This is a genomic window from Neomelitea salexigens DSM 19753 (genome assembly GCF_000422345.1).
Taxonomy (GTDB): domain Bacteria; phylum Pseudomonadota; class Gammaproteobacteria; order Pseudomonadales; family Spongiibacteraceae; genus Spongiibacter; species Spongiibacter marinus_A.
Map to the genome: position 1 here is coordinate 23,959 of NZ_AULP01000014.1, position 21,818 is coordinate 45,776.

Genomic DNA, 21,818 nt, shown 5'->3' on the forward strand with positions numbered 1-21,818 from the left:
CATACAGGCAAAACCCAATACCAATAGGAGCGGACAATGAAAGTAGTTTTGGGGCACTGCACCCTGATCGGTATTTCGGGGCTGGCGCTGTCCAGCGCCGCCCATGCGTTGACCGGCCAGGTCAGCGATACCCAGGGTAACCCTGTCTACGGGGCAACCATTGATGCGGTGGGTGGCAAACAAACCGCCAGCACGTCTGCCGATGGCCGCTTTAATTTGGAAACGGGTGCGGGGCTTCCCGAAGAAATTCATATCACTGCCCCCGGCTTCAGTCACCAGACTCTGCACCTGGATGCCGGCAGCGACGAGCTGACCATCACCCTGCGGCGCTCCCCCATAGAACAAGTCGATGTCGTCGGCCTGCCCCTGCATATCTCGGTGATGGAATCCGCTCAGCCGGTTACCGTGGTTAGCGGTGAAGAGCTGCGTCGCAAACAGGCTTCCACCCTCGGCGAAACGCTTAAAAACGAAGTGGGTGTTCACTCCAGCTACTTCGGCCCGGTATCCAGCACCCCGATTATTCGCGGCCTTAATGGCCCCCGCGTTTTGATTACCCAGAACAGCCTGGATGTCAGCGACGCATCCCGGGTTGGCCCGGACCATGTCGTGGCTACTGAGGCGATGACCGCCCAGCAAATTGAAATTCTGCGCGGCCCTGCCACCTTGTTTTACGGCTCTGGAGCCATAGGCGGCGTCGTCAACATCGTCGATGATCGCGTGCCCTCCTCCAGCGAGCCGACCGGCGCCTTTTCACTTGGCCACAATACCGTCGCCGACGAAAACGAGGCATCTCTGGCCTTCACTGGCGGCAATGCGTTCTTCGCTTTTCATGTTGATGGCTTCTGGCGCGAGGGCAACGACTACGAGATTCCCGGCATCGCTGTTCTGGAAACCGAAGAAGAGCACGAGGAAGAAGGTCACGAGGAGCACCGCGAAGGTGTGCTTGAAAACAGCGCATCAGAGAGCGAGGGCTTCAATATTGGTGGTAGCTTACTGCTGGACAACGGCTATGTGGGTGTTTCCTACGGTCGCCTTGAGCGCCTGAATGGCGTACCCGGCCACAGTCATGGCGAGCACGAAGAGGAAGGCCATGAAGACGCTCACGAAGACGAGCACCATAACGAAGAGCACCACGAGGAAGAAGGCGTGCTCTCCGACCTTACACAAGATCGCTGGCAGCTGATCAGCGAGCTGTCGTTGGACAACGCGCTGCTGAGCGGTATTAACACCCGCCTTGGCTACACCGACTATCAGCACGCGGAAATTGAAGACGGCGAAACCGGCACGATATTTAAGAATGAAACCCTGCAAGCCCGCATCGATTTATTGTTGCAGGAGTTTTCCGGCTGGAAAGGCGCACTGTCATTTGAAGCCAAAAGTACTGACTTCGAGGCGATCGGCGAAGAAGCCTTTACCCCACCGAGCCGCACCGACAGTTTTGCCATTTCGGTGATGCAAGAAAAGCACATTGGCAACTTCCTCTGGCAATTGGGCGCACGCGTCGAGCAGGTCAGCATAGAGGCAGACCCCATTGAGTGGGAGGAGCATCACCACAGCGAAGAAGCGATGCCAGAAGAGCATGGCGACGAGCTGCTGCACTTCGACGACCTTGAGTTCACCCCCTACAGTTTTTCAGCAGGAGTGGTCTGGGACTTCGCGCCCGATTACAACGCTGGTATCTCGCTTACCCATGCCCAACGCGCACCCAGTGCAGCGGAGTTATTCTCATATGGGCCGCATATCGCTAGCGGCAATTTTGAAGTGGGCGCCCTGCTGCGCTTGCACGAGGGCGATGAGCCACACTTCCACTATAGCGACAGCGCTGAGGAGGAAATTTCTAACAATATCGACCTCAGCCTGCGTAAGCACACCGGGAATGTCGCTTGGGTATTAAACGTGTTCTACAACCAGGTGGAGAATTTTTACTACGAGCGCAACACCGGCCTGAGCAGTGAAGATATTGAAGGTCATGAGCATGAAGAACACGACGCCGGTGCCGAAGACGAGCATGACCACGACCACGGTGGCTTGCCCCTCTACGTATTCGAGCAGGCCGATGCGACGCTCTACGGCATGGAAGCTCAGCTGGCATGGCAACTCGCATCTCCCTTTAAACTGAGCCTATGGGCAGACCGCACCTGGGGCGAACTCGACGACGGCGGTGACCTGCCCCGCATTCCGCCCGCGCGACTCGGCAGCCAGTTGGCCTACAGCAGCAATGGTTGGGATGCCGCGATCAGCGCCACACGCTACCTGCAGCAAGATCAGATCGCGGAACTGGAAACCGTAACCGACGCCTACACCATAATCGATGCGGAGCTCGCCTATACCTTCGCGGTATACCCCGGCGATGTCACCGTCTACGTGAAAGGCAACAACCTGACCGACGAAGAAGCGCGCGTGCACTCCTCCTTCCTGAAGGATCGCGCACCACTGCCAGGGCGCGGCTTTAGCCTCGGCGTTCGGGGTAGCTTCTAAGTGAGGCCAAGGGGCTCCCGGTTAGCAACACGCGTGGCGAGATACACCCCGTATCTCGCCATTGCTGCCTGCGCCCTATCGGCTAGTCCGCTCCATGCACAGCATCACCGTGCCCACGTTCACGGCGTGGCGGAACTGCAACTACTACAAGATGGCGAAATGCTGAGCATTGAGCTGCGCTCGCCAGCGCTGAACATCTTAGGATTTGAACACCCGGTAGAGCACGCCGACTACTTGCAGGCCGCCGAGCAAGCGCGGGCAAAACTGTCTGACAGCGGTTCACTTTTTCGCTTAGAAGGCGGGGCTTGCCAACTCGCAACGGTGTCGATCGACATCGCGGGCTCGTCAAACGACAGCGCCCATCAGCGTCACAACGATGTTGTCGCAAGCTATGTATATCAGTGCAAGCGCGCAGGGACATTGCAGTCGCTTTCTACCAGCATCCAACGCGTCTTTCCCAGCATACATTCGCTGAACGCTCAGTGGGTACTGAATCATCGTCAGGGAGCGGCCAACATAAACCACAACCAACAACACATTGTATTTAAGTAGCCCCACCTACGATGTGGCGAGGGAATACGAAATACCTCTACCCGTGATTTTGGAGACCATGTGAAGACACCCGCTGTCAGCTTGGATAAAACGGCCATTGGCCTTTCTTTATTTTGCGCCATACATTGCCTGTTATTACCTGTAGCACTGGTAATGGCACCAACGCTGGCTGCCTCCGGTTTTGCCAGCGAAGCCTTCCACCAATGGCTACTTATCGCCGTGTTGCCGATCAGTGTGGTGGCGCTTGGCCTTGGCTGCCGTCGGCATCACAATTTCAGCACCTTGCGCTGGGGTATTCCCGGCTTGTTGATTCTTTCCTTCACCGCGCTGTGGGGCCACGACCTACTGGGCGAAACCGGGGAAAAACTGGCATCGCTACTGGGCGCGTCACTTATTGCTGTCGGGCACTGGATAAATCATCGACTCTGCCAGCAACAGAACTGCCCCTGCGAGTAAACTGATGGAGAACCGCTATTTTCGGTCTATTGAGAACTCTGCCAAAGGCACTGAGTTTCCGCTGGACACCTTATTGGCAGAGCTATCGTTTAACCGCGATGGCTTGCTGCCGGTGATCGCCCAGGATCACGTCAGCCGCGAGGTGTTGATGATGGCCTGGATGAATCGCGAGGCGTTAGAGCACACCTTGGCAAGCGGCAACGTCACTTACTGGTCGCGCTCACGCGCTCAGCTTTGGCGCAAGGGCGAAACCAGTGGCAATCACCAGCGCCTGGTCAAGCTGCGCATCGATTGCGACGGAGACACCCTGCTGTGCGACGTTGAGCAAGTCGGCCCCGCCTGTCATACCGGCCGATCCAACTGTTTTTATTTATCTGTTGATCGCCACAGAAATAGCGTCACTCTCGATGGTGAGTAAGACTTTCCCGCTGCAAAAACCACTCATAACGGGAGCAACGTATGAACACGCAAACTAACTCCCCCAACGGGGCCAACGCGCAATCTTGCTGCAGCACTAGTAGCTGCTGCCCCAGCCAACCCAGCCGCCGCGCCCAACCCAAGGTTGGCCGCAACGACCCCTGCCCCTGCGGCAATGGACGTAAATTCAAAAAATGCTGCGGTCGGTCTTTGTAGCGACGGCCCGATGATAACCCGCCATAAAGGTATGTAATGAGTTCCCGCAAAGAAAAACTGAGCGCTATCCCCACGAATGTCATTACTGGCTTTCTCGGCGTGGGCAAGTCCACCGCCATTCTTCATTTGCTTCAGCAAAAACCCGCCGATGAACGCTGGGCGGTACTGGTCAATGAATTTGGTGAAATCGGTATCGACGGCAGTGTATTAGGCGGCCGCGAGTCGGAGGACTCCGGTGTATTCATCAGCGAAGTACCCGGCGGCTGTATGTGTTGTGCAGCGGGGCTGCCCATGCAGATCGCGATGAATCGACTGCTGTCCCGCTCTCGTCCCCATCGACTCATTATCGAGCCCACCGGCCTCGGCCACCCCAAAGAGGTGTTGGCGGTGTTGTCTGCCGACCACTATAAAGACCTGCTCGATCTTCGCGCCACTGTCACCCTGGTAGATGCGCGCAAAGTCAGTGATGAACGCTACACCCAGCACCCGACATTTTTACAGCAATTAGCGATTGCCGACGTGATTGTTGCCAACAAGGCCGACCAATACCAGGCCGAGGACTTTCCTGCCCTGTTGAGCTTTCTTGAAGCAGACATCGGGCTGGACGCGAAGTCGGTCTTTCAAGTGAGCCACGGTGAATTGGCGCTGGAATGGCTGGCAGCGCCGGCCCGCGAACATCAGCTCCCCCATCACCACCATCATCACCATGAAGCCGAAGCGGCGGTTATCGACCCGGAAATACCCGAGGCGGGCTATCTCAGTATCGACAATCAGGGCGAGGGCTTCTTTAGTCGCGGCTGGATATTCAAGCCGGAGTGGACCTTCAACAGTCAGCAGCTTTATGACTTGCTGCTGGGTATTAACGCGGAGCGCCTAAAAGGCGTGTTTATTACTGACCGAGGTATCACCGCCTACAACAAAGCCGACGACGTACTAACAGAGGTGCCGCTTGATGAATGTATGGACAGCCGCGTGGAATGCATTAGCGCCGACCCAGCCGTATTTGAGGGCATGGAAGCCGCGCTGTTGAACTGCGTTATTGAGCAGGCCCCGTCAACGCTTTACTCAGTATAGGGCGCCACCCTTTCGACCTTTATCGAGTAAGCGGAGGTCGCGGTGTCGTTCTCGGTGAGGCTGGTCGTCAGTAGGCCGGAGATCCAATACGGATCGTAAAGCGACTCCAGGACAAAACCCTTGTCGTACTCGGCATAGATAATTTGATTCGGCGGGGGCGGCGGTACGTGAATACAGGCGCCAAAATACGGGACTAAGAAAAAGCGCGTTACGTGTTTTTCCGTGGCGCCAAATTCAAGGGGCACGATAAACCCCGGCACCCGCAGTGACTGACCATCAAATTCCGGCCGAACCCTGGTCGAGCTGAGCGCACGCTGATAGGCACTGTCATTCGCCTGCTTAACCGCTGAATACACTTGGCTGGCAATCCGGTCTTCTTCGGAGCCGTCTTCAATCTCATTGAGATACTCAGGCGGGTTCAGCAGCGCATCCAGATCGTCCGCTGTCATGAGATCCGTCCATTCTATGGTGCGGTAGTCCTTCGCCAGAGCGGCATTGGGCGCCAACAACCCGGGCAGCAGCAGTAGCGCCGCGAGCATCTTTATCAAGGTGTTTATCAAAGTAACTCCGAAGCTCGGCCCCGGCCGCGCAGTGCGCGGCAACCGCAGGCCAATGTGGCGAGATATCTCACAAAAGAAATGTTATATCATAGTTTGCCAAACGATCAGAACCGGAGTCAGGCCTTGCTCGTGACGATTGACGATCTGCGTTTTCACTACCGCGCCGATCACGCCACCATTCTTAATATTCCTCACTGGCAACTCGCCAGCGGTGAGCAGGTGTTCCTGCACGGCCCCTCCGGTACTGGCAAGTCGACCCTGCTAAATCTGATCGCCGGCGTATTATTACCGAGCCAGGGCCGCATCGAGATACTCGGTAACAACACCGCACAACTTAGCAGCCGCCAACGCGATACGCTGCGCGCCAAACATATCGGTGTGGTCTTTCAACAGTTTAATCTCATTCCCTTTCTTAGTGCGGTAGACAATATCAAGCTTGCCGGGCATTTTGCCGGCAACAAAAACACCACCACCCGCGCCAAAGCGTTGCTGGCCGCACTGGGTTTGGCGGAGTCCGATCAGCACCGCGCCACGGGCCGCCTGAGTATTGGTCAGCAACAACGCATTGCCATAGCTCGGGCGCTAATCAACCAGCCCGAGCTATTAATTGTGGACGAGCCCACCTCGGCGCTGGATAAAAAAAATGCCGATAAGTTTATGGGGCTATTAATGGAGCAATTGAGCGAGGGCGATACCGCGCTGATTTTTGTCAGTCACGACCCGCGTTTGGCCAAACCCTTTGATCGCGTGGAGTCGCTGCTCGATATCAACCGCGCCGAGGTTGCACTGTAATGCTAGTACGCCTCGCCATCGCCAGTTTGTGGAATCGAAAAGGGTCAGCCCTGCTTACCCTATTGGCCATCTCCGTTAGCGTATTCGTATTGCTGGGCGTGGAGCTGGTACGCGGCCAGGCGAAAAGCAGCTTTTATAATACGGTTTCCGGCATTGATCTTATCGTGGGTGCGCGCACCGGCGACATCAACCTTCTTCTTTACTCGGTGTTCCACCTCGGCAACGCCACCAACACTATTTCCTGGGAAAGCTATCGGCAGATTGCCGACAAGCCCGAAGTGGCCTGGAGCATTCCCATCGCGCAGGGAGACTCACACAAAGGCTATCGGGTTATGGGCACCAGCAGCGACTACTTTCAGCACTTTCGCTACGGCCAAAAACAGCCGCTGACTTTTGCAGAAGGCAGTGCCTTTGCCGACACCTTCGATCTGGTGCTAGGCAGTGAGGTCGCTAAAAAATTGGGTTACACGCTTGGCGACAAGGTTGTTCTGGCCCATGGTCTCGGTCGCACCAGTTTCAGCAAACACAGCGACAAGCCCTTTACCGTGGTGGGCATTCTAAAGGCCACCGGCACCCCCGTAGACCAAACGCTGACCGTTAGCCTCGAAGGGATCGAAGCAATTCATCTGGGCTGGCAAAACGGTGTTCAATTGCCCCGCCACCTGAATGCACATCACTCACCGCAGCATGTTGACCTGCCCCCCGAGAGCATCACCGCCTTTATGGTGGGGCTGCAATCTAAAATGGCCACCTTCTCGCTACAGCGACAAATTAATGGCTTTCAAACGGAGCCACTGCTGGCCATTTTGCCCGGGGTAACCCTCAGTCAGCTCTGGCAGTTAATGTCGGTGATGGAAAATACCCTGCGGCTGATTTCCGCGCTGGTGTTTTTTGCTGCGCTGCTTGGCCTGGCGGCGATGCTGCTTGCCAGCATTCGCGAGCGCCAGCAGGAAATTGCCGTTATGCGCGCTATTGGCGCGCCGCCGTGGTTTTTGCTGCTATTAATTGAAGGCGAGGCCACGCTGATTGCGCTGAGCGGTTTTGTGCTGGCAAGCGGTGCGTTGACGGCGACTACCGCGCTGGCCGCGCCGCTACTGGCAGAGAAATTCAGTTTGTTTATCGACTATGCGCTACTGGCAAAACCCGCCGCTATCGTATTAGCGCTATTACTATTAAGCACCGCCATTATTGCGCTGATTCCCGGCATCAGCGCCTATCGCCGCGCCCTGCACCAGCAGCTGTGCCGCTAGGGTAGCTTACGCCGCAGACTATTACAGGATTCGCCCATGATCGACTATGAGCCCAGTCACCTCGAGCTACTCTTCTGGCAAACCCTGTCACTCATTGCGGCGGCGTGTCTTTTTACACCCCTCATGAAAAAGCTAGGCCTGGGCACCATTCTCGGTTATCTGCTCGCAGGCATCGTGGTAAATCTCGCTTACGCCGGCAATTTTTCTGAGCACCCGGAAGAGCTGCTGCATTTTTCTGAGTTTGGTGTCGTACTCTTCCTATTCGTCATTGGTTTAGAGCTCAAGCCACAAACACTGTGGCAAATGCGCAGCGATATTTTTGGCCTCGGCCTCGCTCAAATGTTGGGATGCGGGGCACTATTGGCCACTGCTGCGGCACTGTTCGGCATCGCTCCCAGCGCTGCGCTCATAGTCGGGCTAGGGCTAGCGCTATCATCGACCGCCATCGTGATGACACAACTTGATGAGCGCCGCGAACGCAACACCCTCCACGGCCGCAAGTCTTTTAGTATTCTGCTTTTTCAAGACCTGGCCATTGTGCCTTTACTCCTATTGGCGACGCTTCTCGCGCCCACCGATGAATCTCTCAGCCTTGCCGACAGCGCGACAAATGTAGGAGTCGCGCTAGTGGCAATTATCCTGCTCATATTGGCTGGCCGTTATTTACTTAGCCCAATGTTCAGCTTGCTATCCAAGTCGGGCGTTCCAGAAATTATGACCGCTACGGCGCTCGGTATTGTCATCGCCGCAGCCCTACTTATGGATGTAGCGGGTATGTCCTATGCGATGGGTAGCTTTATCGCCGGCGTCATGTTGGCGGAGTCCTCCTATCGCCACGAAATCGAGGCCGATATTGAACCGTTTCGCGGTCTGTTTTTAGGGTTGTTTTTTATGGCAGTAGGGCTGTCCCTGGATATTCAAACCATCCTGGATAACGCGCTAATTATTGTCGCCGCAGCGCCCTTGGCAATGATGCTAAAAGCGATTGCTCTTTATGCGATAACACGCTTGTTTGGTAACGAGCACAACACCTCAGTGCGAACGGCTCTGGGCTTGTCTCAACACGGTGAATTCGGCTTCGTGTTATTCGCTGCAGCCGCGGGGACAGGCCTGCTTGGCGCGGAACTAACATCGATTCTTATCAGTATTATTTCTGTATCAATGGCGCTGTCTGGACTGACAGACAAATTACTACCGCGAATGCTTCGCCAGCAGAAAGGCAGTGACCCCGAAGAGGATTACTCAGATGCCGTTGGTAGTATCCTGGTTATCGGGTTTGGGCGCTTTGGTCAGATAGTGTCGCAACCGCTATTTGCCAACGGCCTTCAGGTCATTACTCTTGATAATAATACTCGCCGTATTGAAGACGCCCAGCGCTTTGGTTTTCGTGTGCATTTCGGCGATGGCAACCGCAGAGAAATTCTTCGGGCAGCGGGCATAGCGAACGTAAAAGCCGTTGTTGTCGCCACCGACGACCCTCAGTGCAATAGCCGCATAGTGGAACTCGTAAAAAAGGAGAACCCAGAGGCGCAGATCTATGTGCGCTCCTATGATCGTCTGCACTCCATCGAGTTGAACGCGTTGAAAGCTGACTTCAGTGTGCGCGAGTGCTTTGAGTCAGCACTGGCTCTTAGTCGACAAACGCTGATTGGTATGGGCACCGACGAAACCCTCGCCAACCGAATTATCACCGACATACGACGCCTAGACTTGGATCGACTCCGCCAGCAAGTGGAGGACGGCATTATGGCGGGAAGCGACAAGCTGCATATTAAACCGGTGCAGCCAGAGCCGCTGAAACTGGACTGAACGAAACACCGGCAACGAATTTCGCTGACAGGTCGTTGGCAGTGGTGGCAACTAGCGTGAAGTTCGAGGGCCAGCAAATCAGAACGCTTTGATAGGTGGCCTTCAAAAATAGCTGATCTTTACAGCTGCGGAATGATCTTTGAGAACTTGCTAATCATCGGCATAACAATTTCCGGCTTGTTCCAGTTTTCCATGCCCACACCGATGTTCACGCGGCTGATGCCCATATCGCGATAGCGCTTCAGCAAATCGACACTAAGCTCGCCCATGGCCACCATGGTGATGTCTATTTGATCGGGGTCGCGGCCGTTGTCGCGCACGGCTTGGCGAAATTGGGCAATACCCTCACCGACATCAGGCATCACCACATCCACCGGCATCCAACCATCGGCCCATTCGGCAGCGTGTTTAATGCCCAGCGGCCCCATCGCGCCGAACAGAAACTTCGGGCCGCCCGCCTGCACGGGCTTGGGCTCAAACCACACGGGATCGAAGTCAATCATGTCGCCGTGATATTCCGGCGCGGGATCGCGAAACAAGGCGCGTGTCGCTTGAACGGTTTCGCGCAAGCCGCTGTAGCGTTTCTTCCAGGGCAGTGAGGTGGCGTTGGTAAATTCCTCTTCGTTCCAACCAACCCCGGTGCCAATAATCACACGGCCACCCGACAACCTATCCAGAGTGGCAATGGTTTTGGCCTGGGAGAGCAATTCGCGCTCCATAAGCAAGGCGATGCCAGTACCCAGCTTTAGCGTTGTGGTCGCTGAAGCGGCTTCCATTAAAGAAATATAGGGGTCCATCATTTCTTTGTAGGGTTCGGGCAACTCACCACCGGGCGGATAGGGCGTTTTCCGCGACATGGGAATATGACTGTGCTCGCCATACCAAAGTGAGTCAAAGCCGGCATCTTCCACAATGCGCGCCAACTCCGCTGGGCGTTGGTCGTGCACGGTGTTCATTGAGGTAAAGCCTAGTTGCATCGCAATTCTCCATTATTATTTGGCGCAGCTATTATTGAGCTCAGCTATGGAGCTCGGGTATGGGCGGCCATTCCTGATCTGCTTACGGCACTGTATTTTCGATGGTGAAGACCGTCAAACCTTTAAGGGCCTTGCAGCGCCGAAATACGCCGGGGGCGCAGATTCTTAAACTGCCACACGGCTGCGTTTCACCAAGGCATAAAAAAGCCGCCCGCAGGCGGCGAAGGGTGATGGGTGGGAGATTAGTAGCGGTAAATCAGGTCGAGGCCATAGCTGCGTGGCTCGCCCCACAATACCGAGCGGTCGGATTGCGGCTGATTGTCGATGGCAGTAATCGCGTACTCCTCGTCGGTGAGGTTTTTACCCCAGGCCGCAACACTGAGGTTGCCACCCGCAAAGGGCATGTCGCTCACACCGAAGCGCGCATTCCACACACCGTAGGCTTCCAGGCGAGTGTTTTTCACATTCTCTGCCCGCGAACCGCCGTTGCGCTCATCCATGTAGTTGTAGCTCAGGTTCAACGAGGTGCGGCCCCAGTCGGCATCGGCCAGTGTCCAATCCGCCGCCGCGGTATAGGACTGCTCCGGCGCCGCGAAGAAGACAAACTCGTCACTCACATCTTTACCCGATACGTCTTTGGCTTTAGTCACCTCGGCATCCAGGTAGGCGTAGTTGAGCATCAGCAGCAGATTGCGTGTTGCCATGAAGGTGATATCGGCTTCAAAGCCCTGCATTTCCGCTTCACCGGCGTTGGTGATCTTGGTGTCCGCGACGGTGCCCGCCAGAATAAAGTTCAGCTGCATATCGCTGTATACGCTGCGGAAGATATCGGCGTTAATCCGCAGGCGGCGATCCATCAGCTCGCTCTTAATACCCAGCTCCATTGATCGCACTTTTTCTTCATCAAAGCCTTCGGCAAAACCAAAGCCGTAATTCACGCCATCGCTGGCTGGCCCCTGATTGCCGTCGCGCTGCGGATCGCGGGTGTTAAAGCCGCCGCTCTTATAGGCCTCGTTGATTTTGCCGTAGATATTCACGGTGTCGCTCAGGTCATACTCGGCAACAAAGCTGAACGAGTTATCGGTGAAATCCTTCTCCGCTTTTACGTTGTCGAACTGACGCGAGGGGTCGGTCTCATCAATGGTGCCCCAAGGCAAATCCATTACCAAACCGTACAGCTCAATAATATTCAGGTCGGTTTGGTTCTTAACTGCCGCGCGCTTGTCACGGGAGTGGCGCGCACCGAAGGTCAGGTGCAGGCGATCCTCCATGATGGCCGGTGTCCAGGTGGCCTGACCAAACAGCGCCAGCGCTTCGTTGTCGATCTTGTAATGCTGCGACAGCAAGTTAACCGCATGCGTACGGAAAGGCACACCGGGCACGCGTGCATCAGCGCTTAGCTGATGGTGTAACGGCGAGTTGTCTTCAATGGCCGATTCGCTGAAGTAATAAGCGCCGGTCAAAAACTCTACACGGCCATCAGCCGCATCACCGCTAAATTGTAGCTCGTGGGAACGCTGGCGCTGGGTAACCAGCGGTTTTACCAGATCCGTTGGGCCGCCGTTTACCTTGTCGGTTGCCTGGCCGTCGTAGCCGTGGCTGTCCAAACGGAATTCCGTAGAGCCCGCACCTCCGCCAAGATCTGCGTAGGAGGAGTCGCTAAGCTCGCGGTAGGCACCAATGTACTTAAACTCGCCGGCATCAAAATTCGCCGTCAGCGTGATGGCATGGCCGGTGATTTCGGTATTGGACTCTTCCAGCGGCATACCGGTTGCGAGTGAGTCCAAGCGTTTTTTACTGAATACACTTTGCTCCGCGGCGTGCTCTTTTATCGGCTCAGCCTGCCCCTTATCACCCAGAGGCGGAGTCACCGACTGATACATGGAGTTGTAGTAATCCAGCTCCGAATGGTCGTAGGCGTAGTCCAGGGTCAGACTGTCGTTGATATCCCAACGCACATCCATGCGGTAGCCCTGGACTTTGCGATCGCCAAAATCGCCACCCGGCCCCGTGTTCTCCACAAAGCCATCTTGCTCGGTATGCAAGAAGGCCAACTTCGCTGCCAGGGTATCGGTGATCGGAATATTGGCAGAGGTTTTCGAGGTAAGCAGGTAGCGATCACCCACAGTGAATTTTTGCTCGAATTCGAAGGCGTCGGTATTCGGTCGCTTGCTAACCAGGTTGATGGCGCCACCGGTCGTGTTGCGGCCATAGAGTGTGCCCTGTGGGCCACGCAAAATCTCGATGCGCTCCAGGTCGGCTACGTCCAGCGCGGTGCCTGTAGAGCGAGCGATGTACACACCGTCCATGTAGATGCCCACCGGCGGATCTTGGGTGATTTGCGCATCGGAAATACCGATACCACGAATAAAAATACGCAGGGTCGCATTGTTAATGGGGAAGGGTTCAATACTCATGCTCGGCACATTGGCACCGATATCAGCAAGGCTGTTGATGCCCTTGTTTTCCAGTGCTTGTTGGCCAAACGCGGTTAGCGAAATGGGCGCGTCTTGCAGTGACTCGGCTTTTTTCTGCGCCGTGACGACAACCTCTTCCAATGCGTAACGCTGGGTGTCGCCGGGTTGTGCCACGGCCATTGGCGCGGCCAGCAATGCCACTAGCGACAACCATCCCTTATCATTTTCGTTAGATTTCACTTTCACTCTCCCTGCCAGTATTTTGTCAGTGGGTTGTTAAACTTTTAATTTTTATGGATTTTTGCTTTTGCAGCGGCGCACAAGTTAATAATCTGTAACCCCTGATGGGATACGTAGTTACCGCAGCGATAGCAAAAGTGCTGAGTAATAGCAGACGCTAACAATCGTGAACTAGTGCGAAATGGCGGGCTTTTATCACGAAAACTCGAGTTACTGCACTGTAACCGAGTCGTACTACGCAAAAGGAAAACACCCAAGTTAAGGCGAATTTATAAAAATAATTTTCCCCCGTCTTCGACTGGTTCAACTATTCAACTCTTATTTGCCTCTTCCTGAACCAAAAACTTGTGCCGAAAACTGACCGCTCAAATTCGCCAAACTATATATATGGAATTTCATATATATAGTTGTTAGTATATGACCACGTCATCTCTCAACTTGAGATTCCCATGAAAGTACTGTTTCTGTGCACGGGGAATTCCGTGCGCTCGCAAATGGCCGAAGCGGTGCTTCGCCACCAGGCAGTCGAAGGCACAGAGGTCTTTAGTGCTGGCACTGCGCCGCAGGCCATCGATCCGAGAACGCTGTCCACCCTCGCCGAGGCTGGAGTGTCCACGGCTGGGCTGTCGTCAAAGCCAGTGGAGGACTTCGCCGATCAGCATTTTGACTATGTCATTACGCTCTGCGACAAGGCGCACAATGCCTGTCAGCAGTGGCCAGGCGCTGGTGTTGTCATGGCCTGGGATTTTCCAGACCCAAAAGCCAGCGACCAGCCCCAGGCCTTCGCTCACACCCTGCAGGAAATCAGCGAACGCATTCGGCTGTTTTTATTGGTGAACAGCAAAACGGTCAGCGCACCGCCGCTCAGTCCGGTGGACTTTTTTAAGGCCTTGGCGGATGACACCCGTTTGCTGTCGATGCTGTTAATTACCGATCGTGGCGAGCTCTGCGTGTGCGACCTGATGGAAGCGCTTAACGAGTCGCAACCCAAGATCTCCCGTCATCTCGCGCAGCTGCGAAAGCGCGGCATTCTTCAGGACCGTCGGCAGGGGCAATGGGTGTACTACCAACTGCATCCGGCACTGCCTGAGTGGGCCCACGACATACTCAAGGTCACCCTCAGCAACAATGCCAACTACCTAAAAAGCCGCCTGGAAGAGCTGTCTTCCCAGAGCTAATTGCCACGAGGCTACTATGAAAATTTTATATATCTGCACCCACAACCGCTGTCGCAGCATCCTCTCCGAGGCGATCACTCGCCACCTTGCCAGCGACCTTATCGAGGCCCGCAGTGCCGGCAGCCAGCCCGCTGGTGAAGTGCACCCCAACTCACTAAAAGCCCTGCGCGCCGCCGGTATTGATACCAGCGGCCTACAGAGCCAGTCCTGGAACGAGCTGGAGAGCTTTGCCCCCGACCTGGTGGTTACCGTTTGCGATTCGGCCGCTGGTGAGTCCTGCCCGCTGTGGTTCGGCAAGGCATTGAAAGTGCACTGGGGCCTGGAAGACCCGTCGAAACTCACTGGCACAGAGGAAGAGATTGACGCGGCATTCCGCGCCAGCATTGCGCTGATCAGTGAGCGCGTAGCGGCGCTCAAAACCATTGCCACCCTCGACAAATCTGAGTGGGCGGCCGCGTTGGCAGACCTGGGAGCAAAGTAATGAGTCTTGATGATATGTCTCTGCCCAATGTGGACGACAGCCAGTTCGCCAGTCCGAGCACAGCGCAATTTAATGCGAACTATTCCCGCCACAAGCCGCGTTTTCTTCTGCTGTATGGCTCGCTGCGCGAGCGCTCCTTTAGCCGCTTAGTGGTCGAAGAATGCGCGCGACTGCTTAGCCATATGGGCGGCGAAGTGCGTATCTTCAACCCCGAGGGCCTGCCACTGCCTGACGGCGCTGACGAGAATCACCCCAAGGTGAAAGAGCTGCGTGAACTGGCCATCTGGTCGGAGGGGCAAGTGTGGTGCTCTCCCGAACGCCACGGCGCGATGACCGGCATTATGAAGGCGCAGATCGACTGGATCCCGCTCTCACAGGGCGCGGTGCGCCCCACCCAAGGCAAAACCCTGGCGGTGATGCAGGTGGAAGGTGGCTCCCAGTCTTTTAATGTGGTGAATCAACTGCGGGTGCTGGGCCGCTGGATGCGGATGATCACCATCCCCAACCAGTCATCGGTGGCCAAGGCCTTTCTCGAGTTCGACGACAATAACCGCATGAAGCCCTCCAGCTATTACAACCGCATTGTGGATGTCATGGAGGAGCTAATGAAATTTACCCTGCTCACCCGCGATAACAGCGCCTACCTGGTCGACCGCTATTCCGAGCGCGTGGAAAGCGCCGAAAAATTAATGGAACGCGTTAACCAACGCTCTATTTAAGCCGCAATTAAGTTGTAATCAAGAGAGACAAATCATGGGATTTTTTGAGCGCTATCTTTCGCTTTGGGTTGGGCTGTGTATTGCCGCCGGTGTTGTGGTGGGCAATACCATCCCCGGAGTATTTGCACAGGTTGCCGCCCTGGAGCTTGCCCACGTTAACCTGGTGGTGGCGGTGCTGATCTGGCTGATGATCTACCCAATGATGATTCAGATCGACTTCGCCTCACTAAAAGACGTGGGTAAAAAACCCAAGGGTCTGCTACTAACACTCACCGTTAACTGGCTCATCAAGCCCTTTACCATGGCTATGCTGGGCTGGCTGTTTTTCAAGGTGATATTTGCTGACTGGGTAGACCCTCAGTCCGCCGGGGAGTACATCGCCGGGATGATTTTACTCGGCGTTGCGCCCTGCACCGCGATGGTATTTGTCTGGAGTCAGCTCACCAAAGGTGACGCCAACTACACCCTGGTGCAGGTATCGATCAACGACATTATTATGATCTTCGCCTTCGCGCCGATTACCGCGTTTTTACTTGGCATCAGCGATATTCAAGTGCCTTGGGAAACGCTGCTGCTGTCGGTGGTGCTGTATGTGGTACTACCGCTGATCGCCGGCGCCATTACCCGTCACCGCCTGGACAGCGCCAATGACCACAGCCGCCTGAATAACTTTGTTGCCACGCTAAAACCCTGGTCGATTATCGGCCTGCTGGCAACCGTGGTACTGCTGTTTGGTTTTCAGGCAGAAACCATTATCGCCAAACCTCTGGTGATCGCGTTAATCGCTGTTCCCCTGCTGATACAAACCTACGGCATCTTTGCCATCGCCTACTTTGCCGCCAAGCAATTAAAGTTGCCGCACAATGTCGCCGCCCCCGCCTGCATGATTGGCACCTCCAACTTCTTCGAGCTGGCAGTGGCCGTGGCTATCTCACTGTTTGGCCTGCATTCTGGTGCCGCCCTCGCCACAGTGGTTGGGGTGTTAGTAGAAGTGCCGGTAATGCTGTCGCTAGTGTGGTTTGCGAATCGCACCCGCCACTGGTTTGCGCACTAAGACAACGCGCTTTGCTCGCAGATAAAAAGTGTTGGGGAAACTGAACGGAGAGAAATGAGTACAGAATTCACCGGCGGCTATTGCAGCCGCCGGTGTTGAAAGGCTTATACGCGCTCGAAGATAACCGCGATACCCTGACCACCACCAATACACATGGTGACCAGCGCATATTTACCGCCAGTGCGCTGCAGTTCGTAGATCGCCTTAGTGGCAATGAACGCGCCAGAGCAGCCGACTGGGTGACCCAGTGCAATGGCACCACCGTTGGGGTTGGTCTTGCTCAAATCCAGATCCAGACCTTTAGCCACTGCCAGGGCCTGCGCAGCGAAGGCTTCGTTAGATTCGATCACGTCCATATCGGCAATCGACAAACCAGCCTTGGCCAGCGCTTTCGTCGATGCCGGAATCGGGCCTTCACCCATAATATGGTTAGGCACACCCGCTACCGCGTAAGACACCATACGCGCGATGGGCTTCTGACCCGCTTTCTCAGCAGCTTGTGCAGAGGCCAATACCATAAAGGCAGCGCCATCGTTCAGGCCTGAAGCATTGCCAGCAGTTACGGTGCCATCCTTTTTAAAGGCGGGGCGGAGCTTGCCCAGTGTTTCTGTGGTAGTGCCAGGCTTCACGTGCTCGTCGGTATCGAATACCACTTCACCCTTGCGGGTTTTCAGCGTCACCGGCGCGATTTGCTCTTTGAAGTAACCCGCTTCAATGGCAGCGGCCGCGCGACGGTGAGACTCGGCGGCAAAGGCGTCTTGCTCTTCGCGGCTGATCTCCCATTTGTCTGCCAGATTTTCAGCGGTAATACCCATGTGGCCAACGCCGAAGGGGTCGGTCAACGCCGAGGTCATCGCGTCGAGCATTTCCACATTGCCCATGCGCGCACCGTTGCGCATGGTGGGCGACAAGTAAGCGCTGCGCGACATGACTTCCACACCACCGCCAATACCGTAGTCGCAATCGCCCAACATAATGTTTTGCGCAGTGGTAACAATGGCTTGCAGGCCCGAGCTACAAAGGCGGTTTACACCCATCGCCACGGAATCCATTGGCAGGCCAGCCTGAATTGACGCCACACGCGCCACGTAGGCATAGCGAGAGTCAGTGGGAATACAATTACCCACTGTCACGTAGTTAATGTTCTGAGGATCAACAGAAGAGCGATCAATGGCCGCCTTCATAATCTGGCCGCCCAACTCATGGGGCTCGATACCGCTCAGGCCACCACCGTAAGTCCCAATGCCCGAACGGGCCGCGCTCAATACAACAACATCTTGGGTCATGAAATTCTCTCCTGTTTAGTCAACGGTAGCGTACAGGCCCCACCAGCACTGCGCCAGGGCGTCGCAAGGTAGGCGCTACTATAACGAGTACCGACATCAATACAATAAACAGAGGAAATCCCTACCATTTATTGTATTTATCTAACTGTGGTGAATACAGCCTACCAACGCCAAGGCCGCTCAGAAAAACAACAACTTAGGCGGTGGGCCAAACGCTATTTATCCACACTTTTTTGTAAGGGCAGAAAAAGGGCATCCACCGCTTTTGAATAAAACGCCCTGAACAGTATTAGGGCAAAGAGTAAAAATCCGGTCTCTGGCTTACCCACACTGAAAAAGTAAGCGCAGAGCAACGCCAGAACCAGTGATAGCGCCACCGTATAAAACCTCCCCACTTCCACCCCGGCCTGACAGCGTGGACAGCGATGCAAGACGCCCACTTTAAAGTCTTGCGGGGCGATGCACGTCTCTTTGCAATGTGGGCATCTTCTTTTCATAGCGGCCTGTAAAACACCTAGTGAATATGAAAAAGCAGTGTGACTCCAACCCACTGCACGGCCGGGTCACCGCGCCGTGAACGAGAGCGCCGCTAAGGGCGCTTACTCCACCGTTACCGACTTGGCGAGGTTTCTCGGCTGATCGACATCGGTGCCTTTTAAAATCGCCACATGGTAGCTCAGCAGTTGCAGGGGGATGGTGTACAAAATCGGTGCGACGATATCGCTGACATGGGGCAGCTCAATAATCTGCAAGCTGGGCTCGGGGCTAAAGCCGGCGGCTTTGTCAGCGAAAACAAAGAGCTGTCCGCCGCGCGCCTGCACTTCTTGAAGATTGGATTTCAGCTTTTCCAGCAGCTCGTCGTTGGGGGCCACAGCGATAACCGGCATATCGCTGTCCACCAGCGCCAGCGGGCCGTGTTTAAGCTCGCCAGCGGGATAACTTTCGGCGTGGATGTAGGAAATTTCCTTCAGCTTAAGCGCGCCTTCCATCGCCACCGGCCACTGCGCACCGCGCCCCAGGAATAAGGCGTGGTGCTTGTCGGCAAAGGCTTCTGACATTTGCTGGATCGCGGCATCCAGGGTCAGGGTTTCGTCAAGTCGAGCGGGCAGTTGGTGCAAGGCGGCAACAATGCTTTGCTCTTCCTCTTCGGTGAGGTCGTGGTGGCGACCCAGCGCCACAGTAAGCAGCAACAGTGCCACCAACTGGGTGGTGAAGGCCTTGGTCGATGCCACACCGATTTCCGGGCCGGCCTCGGTCATTAAATAGAGATCGGACTCGCGTACCAGCGAGCTGAGCGCCACATTGCAGATGGTGAGGCTGGCGCTGTAACCAAGGGTTTTGGCCAGCCGCAGGGCGGCCAGCGTATCGGCCGTTTCGCCGGACTGGCTGATGGTGACGAACAGGGTGTTTTCCTGCACTTTGAATTTGCGGTAGCGAAACTCGCTGGCAACTTCGACCCGGCAAGGCACACCGGCGATGCCTTCGATCCAATACTTGGCGACCATACCGGCGTGGTAGCTGGTGCCGCAGGCCACGATCTGCACCGAGGACACCGACTGTAAAATTTCGTGGGCTCGCGGCCCCATGGCTTCGGCCAATACTTTTTTGCTGCCCAGTCGCCCCGCCAAGGATCGCTGAATCACGGTGGGCTGCTCGTAGATTTCCTTGAGCATGTAGTGGCGGTATTGACCCTTGTCAGCGGATTCTGCCGCGGTATCGATCTGGCTGACGTCGCGGGTGACCGGCTCCAAGTCGGCATTCCAAATGCGGTAGTGACCAACGGTCACTTCGGCAATATCGCCCTCTTCCAGATACACAAAGCGATCGGTCACCTGGCGCAGCGCCAGTTGGTCAGAGGCGATAAAGTTCTCGCCAATACCCATGCCAATCACCAGCGGGCTGCCCTTGCGCGCACACACCAGTTTGTCGGGTTGGTCGGCGTGGATAACCGCCAGGCCATAGGCCCCCTCCAACTCCGTTACCGCCAGCTTGACCGCGCCGAGCAGGTCGCGCTGCTGTTGGTAATAGTGGTGGACCAAATGCACGATGGTTTCGGTGTCGGTGGCCGATAAAAAGGTATAGCCCAGCGCGTTGAGTTTACTGCGCAGCGCTTCGTGGTTTTCGATAATGCCGTTGTGTACCAGCGACAGCTTGCCGGAATTGTGGGGGTGGGCATTGGCTTCCGAGGGTTCGCCGTGGGTGGCCCAGCGGGTGTGGGCAATGCCAGTGTGGCCCGGCAGCGGCTGCTCGCCCAGCGCCTGTGCCAGCGCCTCGACTTTACCCACACGCTTGCGGCAGTCGTTGTCGCCATTGGCTGAGATAACCGCCATACCGGCTGAGTCGTAGCCCCGGTATTCCAGGCGACGCAAGCCCTCTAGCAGAATTCCAGCAACTTCTCGTTGGGCAACAGCACCGACGATTCCACACATATTCGAGCCCTAATAAATAGTAGCGATCAGGATGTTTTAACGGGCCGCTTCCAGCCCTTGATATTGCGTTGGCGGCCACGGGCAACGCCCAGTTCGCCGTCGGCGACATTTCCGGTGATGGTTGAGCCCGCCGCCACCGTCGCGCCCTCGCCCACCGACACCGGCGCGACCAGCGCGGTATTGGAGCCAACAAAGGCGCCGTCGCCAATCTCGGTGCGCGACTTGTTCACTCCATCATAGTTGCAGGTAATGGTTCCCGCACCAATATTTACGCCCGCACCAAGGCTGGCATCGCCAACATAGCTGAGGTGATTGATTTTGCTGCCCTCGCCCACCTGCGCGTTTTTGGTTTCCACAAAATTGCCAATGCGCGCCGTATCGGCCAGCACAGTGCCAGGACGCAAACGCGCAAAGGGGCCAATGGTGCACTGCTGACCGACCACCGCATCTTCTAACACCGAGTTGGCCTTGATGACCGTACCCGCCGCCACGCGACTGTTGCTGATCACACAGTTGGGGCCGATCTCGACGCCATCACCCAGCTTGACCTCGCCTTCAAACACGCAGTTCACATCAATGCTGACATCCTGACCAATGGTCAGCGCACCGCGCACATCAATACGTTGGGCATCGGCCAGAGTCGCGCCGTCAGTCATTAACTGCTCGGCGATCAAACGCTGGTACTGGCGCTCCAGCGCATTGAGTTGCAGGCGATTGTTCACGCCCTCCACTTCCCACAGCGCCTCGGGCTGAGCCACGTCAACGGCAACTCCCGCCGCCACCGCCATGGCAATAATATCTGTTAGGTAGTACTCGCCCTGCGCATTGTCGGCGGACAGCGCAGGCAGCCACTCCCGTAAATACTTGGCTGGCAGAGCCATCATGCCGGTGTTCACTTCCCGAACGGCCAATTGCTCGGGGCTGGCATCTTTTTGCTCAACAATGGCCTGCACCGCACCGTCGGCATTGCGAATAATGCGGCCATAACCAGTGGGGTCGTCCAGCGTGGCGGTGAGCAGCACCAGGTTGTCGCGGCAGCGGGCAACCATGGCCTGCAAGGTTTCGGGGCGCACCAGCGGCACGTCGCCGTAGGTAATCAACACCGTGGCATCCTCGGCTACCGCGGCCAAGCCCTGAGCCACCGCGTGGCCGGTGCCCTTCTGCTCTGCCTGCAAGGCCCACTGTAAATTGGGGTGCGAAACCCCGGCCTTCACTTGCTCGGCGCCGTGTCCCACCACCACATGAATAGCGGCCGGATCAGTTTGCGCAGCCGCATCAATGGCGTGCTGCAACATCGGCTTACCCGCCAATGGGTGCAACACTTTGGGTAAGGCCGAACGCATACGAGTACCCTGACCCGCTGCAAGGATAATGACTTCTAAAGACACCGATGATCCCTTCAATACCGTGGCAACAGGAGAATGGTAACGAAT

General features: G+C 56.0%; 19 protein-coding genes and 1 pseudogene. 14 read left to right on the forward strand and 6 right to left on the reverse strand.

Annotation, left to right across the window (positions count from 1 at the left end; translation table 11 throughout):
- The first annotated feature begins 36 nt into the window (after positions 1–36).
- Genes H573_RS0114890 through H573_RS0114910 form a run of 6 tightly spaced genes read left to right on the forward strand, consistent with a single transcriptional unit; the run spans position 37 to position 5,193 of the window.
- Positions 37–2,478 carry a TonB-dependent receptor gene (locus tag H573_RS0114890; protein WP_036256983.1) on the forward strand — a complete coding sequence of 814 codons (2,442 nt, stop codon included), beginning with the start codon at positions 37–39 and terminating at the stop codon, positions 2,476–2,478.
- Positions 2,479–2,511: 33 nt separating this feature from the next.
- Positions 2,512–3,030, forward strand: a complete 519-nt coding sequence (locus tag H573_RS19180) for a ZrgA family zinc uptake protein (RefSeq protein ID WP_161624279.1) — start codon at positions 2,512–2,514, stop codon at positions 3,028–3,030.
- A 60-nt stretch (positions 3,031–3,090) separates the two neighbouring features.
- On the forward strand, positions 3,091–3,486 hold the full coding sequence (locus tag H573_RS0114900) for a MerC domain-containing protein (RefSeq protein WP_027874967.1): 396 nt from the start codon (positions 3,091–3,093) through the stop codon (positions 3,484–3,486).
- 4 nt (positions 3,487–3,490) lie between these two features.
- Positions 3,491–3,904 (forward strand): phosphoribosyl-AMP cyclohydrolase, encoded by a 414-nt coding sequence (gene hisI, locus H573_RS0114905; protein ID WP_027874968.1) that lies wholly within the window; start codon positions 3,491–3,493, stop codon positions 3,902–3,904.
- A gap of 41 nt (positions 3,905–3,945) precedes the next feature.
- Positions 3,946–4,119 (forward strand): SEC-C metal-binding domain-containing protein, encoded by a 174-nt coding sequence (locus H573_RS19405; protein ID WP_084498105.1) that lies wholly within the window; start codon positions 3,946–3,948, stop codon positions 4,117–4,119.
- Between the two features lie 36 nt (positions 4,120–4,155).
- A complete protein-coding gene (locus H573_RS0114910; RefSeq protein WP_027874969.1) occupies positions 4,156–5,193 on the forward strand; it encodes a CobW family GTP-binding protein in 1,038 nt (345 codons plus the stop codon).
- Here the strand turns inward: H573_RS0114910 and H573_RS0114915 are convergent.
- Entirely contained in the window at positions 5,181–5,753 is a 573-nt protein-coding gene (locus H573_RS0114915; protein ID WP_234701878.1) for a DUF3299 domain-containing protein, read from the reverse strand. The genes H573_RS0114910 and H573_RS0114915 overlap by 13 nt on opposite strands.
- Positions 5,754–5,882: 129 nt before the next feature.
- On the opposite strand from H573_RS0114915, the gene H573_RS0114920 reads away from it, so the two are divergent.
- The 3 genes from H573_RS0114920 to H573_RS18490 are packed head-to-tail and all read left to right on the forward strand — an operon-like array spanning position 5,883 to position 9,604.
- Positions 5,883–6,545 carry an ABC transporter ATP-binding protein gene (locus H573_RS0114920; RefSeq protein WP_234701879.1) on the forward strand — a complete coding sequence of 221 codons (663 nt, stop codon included), beginning with the start codon at positions 5,883–5,885 and terminating at the stop codon, positions 6,543–6,545.
- A complete protein-coding gene (locus H573_RS0114925; protein WP_027874972.1) occupies positions 6,545–7,795 on the forward strand; it encodes an ABC transporter permease in 1,251 nt (416 codons plus the stop codon). Before H573_RS0114920 ends, H573_RS0114925 begins: the two co-directional genes overlap by 1 nt.
- Before the next feature lie 36 nt (positions 7,796–7,831).
- Positions 7,832–9,604 carry a monovalent cation:proton antiporter-2 (CPA2) family protein gene (locus tag H573_RS18490; protein WP_051171355.1) on the forward strand — a complete coding sequence of 591 codons (1,773 nt, stop codon included), beginning with the start codon at positions 7,832–7,834 and terminating at the stop codon, positions 9,602–9,604.
- Positions 9,605–9,723: 119 nt separating this feature from the next.
- Here H573_RS18490 and H573_RS0114935 read toward each other — a convergent pair whose 3' ends face one another.
- Together H573_RS0114935 and H573_RS0114940 are read right to left on the reverse strand one after the other, a co-directional pair.
- The gene (locus H573_RS0114935) at positions 9,724–10,581 is read right to left on the reverse strand and encodes a TIGR03619 family F420-dependent LLM class oxidoreductase (protein WP_027874973.1); all 858 of its coding nucleotides are present in this window, start codon (positions 10,579–10,581) and stop codon (positions 9,724–9,726) included.
- 242 nt (positions 10,582–10,823) lie between these two features.
- On the reverse strand, positions 10,824–13,238 hold the full coding sequence (locus tag H573_RS0114940) for a TonB-dependent receptor (RefSeq protein WP_027874974.1): 2,415 nt from the start codon (positions 13,236–13,238) through the stop codon (positions 10,824–10,826).
- A 449-nt stretch (positions 13,239–13,687) separates the two neighbouring features.
- On the opposite strand from H573_RS0114940, the pseudogene H573_RS19795 reads away from it, so the two are divergent.
- From H573_RS19795 to arsB, 5 genes and pseudogenes are all read left to right on the forward strand, one after another.
- A pseudogene (locus H573_RS19795) lies at positions 13,688–14,056 on the forward strand (arsenate reductase ArsC); the annotation flags it as partial.
- Positions 14,057–14,155: 99 nt separating this feature from the next.
- A complete protein-coding gene (locus tag H573_RS19800) occupies positions 14,156–14,416 on the forward strand; it encodes a metalloregulator ArsR/SmtB family transcription factor (protein ID WP_234701881.1) in 261 nt (86 codons plus the stop codon).
- 16 nt (positions 14,417–14,432) lie between these two features.
- Positions 14,433–14,897 (forward strand): arsenate reductase ArsC, encoded by a 465-nt coding sequence (locus H573_RS0114950; protein WP_027874976.1) that lies wholly within the window; start codon positions 14,433–14,435, stop codon positions 14,895–14,897.
- Positions 14,897–15,616 carry an arsenical resistance protein ArsH gene (gene arsH / locus H573_RS0114955; RefSeq protein WP_027874977.1) on the forward strand — a complete coding sequence of 240 codons (720 nt, stop codon included), beginning with the start codon at positions 14,897–14,899 and terminating at the stop codon, positions 15,614–15,616. The genes H573_RS0114950 and arsH overlap by 1 nt, the downstream gene beginning before the upstream one ends.
- Positions 15,617–15,650: 34 nt before the next feature.
- Complete coding sequence (gene arsB / locus H573_RS0114960) at positions 15,651–16,670, forward strand: ACR3 family arsenite efflux transporter (RefSeq protein WP_027874978.1); 1,020 nt, start codon at positions 15,651–15,653, stop codon at positions 16,668–16,670.
- Positions 16,671–16,774: 104 nt separating this feature from the next.
- Here arsB and H573_RS0114965 read toward each other — a convergent pair whose 3' ends face one another.
- From H573_RS0114965 to glmU, 3 genes are all read right to left on the reverse strand, one after another.
- Positions 16,775–17,956 carry an acetyl-CoA C-acyltransferase family protein gene (locus tag H573_RS0114965; protein ID WP_027874979.1) on the reverse strand — a complete coding sequence of 394 codons (1,182 nt, stop codon included), beginning with the start codon at positions 17,954–17,956 and terminating at the stop codon, positions 16,775–16,777.
- Between the two features lie 599 nt (positions 17,957–18,555).
- Positions 18,556–20,385 carry a glutamine--fructose-6-phosphate transaminase (isomerizing) gene (gene glmS / locus H573_RS0114975; protein WP_027874981.1) on the reverse strand — a complete coding sequence of 610 codons (1,830 nt, stop codon included), beginning with the start codon at positions 20,383–20,385 and terminating at the stop codon, positions 18,556–18,558.
- A gap of 26 nt (positions 20,386–20,411) precedes the next feature.
- Positions 20,412–21,773 (reverse strand): bifunctional UDP-N-acetylglucosamine diphosphorylase/glucosamine-1-phosphate N-acetyltransferase GlmU, encoded by a 1,362-nt coding sequence (gene glmU / locus H573_RS0114980; RefSeq protein WP_027874982.1) that lies wholly within the window; start codon positions 21,771–21,773, stop codon positions 20,412–20,414.
- Positions 21,774–21,818 lie beyond the last annotated feature (45 nt).

What these genes read in the sequence shown, in the direction of transcription:
- H573_RS0114890 (WP_036256983.1), top strand. Translation starts at nt 37, where the DNA reads ATGAAAGTAGTTTTGGGGCACTGCACCCTGATCGGTATTTCGGGGCTG.
- hisI (WP_027874968.1), top strand. Translation starts at nt 3,491, where the DNA reads ATGGAGAACCGCTATTTTCGGTCTATTGAGAACTCTGCCAAAGGCACT.
- H573_RS19405 (WP_084498105.1), top strand. Translation starts at nt 3,946, where the DNA reads ATGAACACGCAAACTAACTCCCCCAACGGGGCCAACGCGCAATCTTGC.
- H573_RS0114910 (WP_027874969.1), top strand. Translation starts at nt 4,156, where the DNA reads ATGAGTTCCCGCAAAGAAAAACTGAGCGCTATCCCCACGAATGTCATT.
- H573_RS0114925 (WP_027874972.1), top strand. Translation starts at nt 6,545, where the DNA reads ATGCTAGTACGCCTCGCCATCGCCAGTTTGTGGAATCGAAAAGGGTCA.
- H573_RS18490 (WP_051171355.1), top strand. Translation starts at nt 7,832, where the DNA reads ATGATCGACTATGAGCCCAGTCACCTCGAGCTACTCTTCTGGCAAACC.
- H573_RS0114935 (WP_027874973.1), bottom strand. Translation starts at nt 10,581, where the DNA reads ATGCAACTAGGCTTTACCTCAATGAACACCGTGCACGACCAACGCCCA.
- H573_RS19800 (WP_234701881.1), top strand. Translation starts at nt 14,156, where the DNA reads ATGCTGTTAATTACCGATCGTGGCGAGCTCTGCGTGTGCGACCTGATG.
- H573_RS0114950 (WP_027874976.1), top strand. Translation starts at nt 14,433, where the DNA reads ATGAAAATTTTATATATCTGCACCCACAACCGCTGTCGCAGCATCCTC.
- arsH (WP_027874977.1), top strand. Translation starts at nt 14,897, where the DNA reads ATGAGTCTTGATGATATGTCTCTGCCCAATGTGGACGACAGCCAGTTC.
- arsB (WP_027874978.1), top strand. Translation starts at nt 15,651, where the DNA reads ATGGGATTTTTTGAGCGCTATCTTTCGCTTTGGGTTGGGCTGTGTATT.
- H573_RS0114965 (WP_027874979.1), bottom strand. Translation starts at nt 17,956, where the DNA reads ATGACCCAAGATGTTGTTGTATTGAGCGCGGCCCGTTCGGGCATTGGG.
- glmS (WP_027874981.1), bottom strand. Translation starts at nt 20,385, where the DNA reads ATGTGTGGAATCGTCGGTGCTGTTGCCCAACGAGAAGTTGCTGGAATT.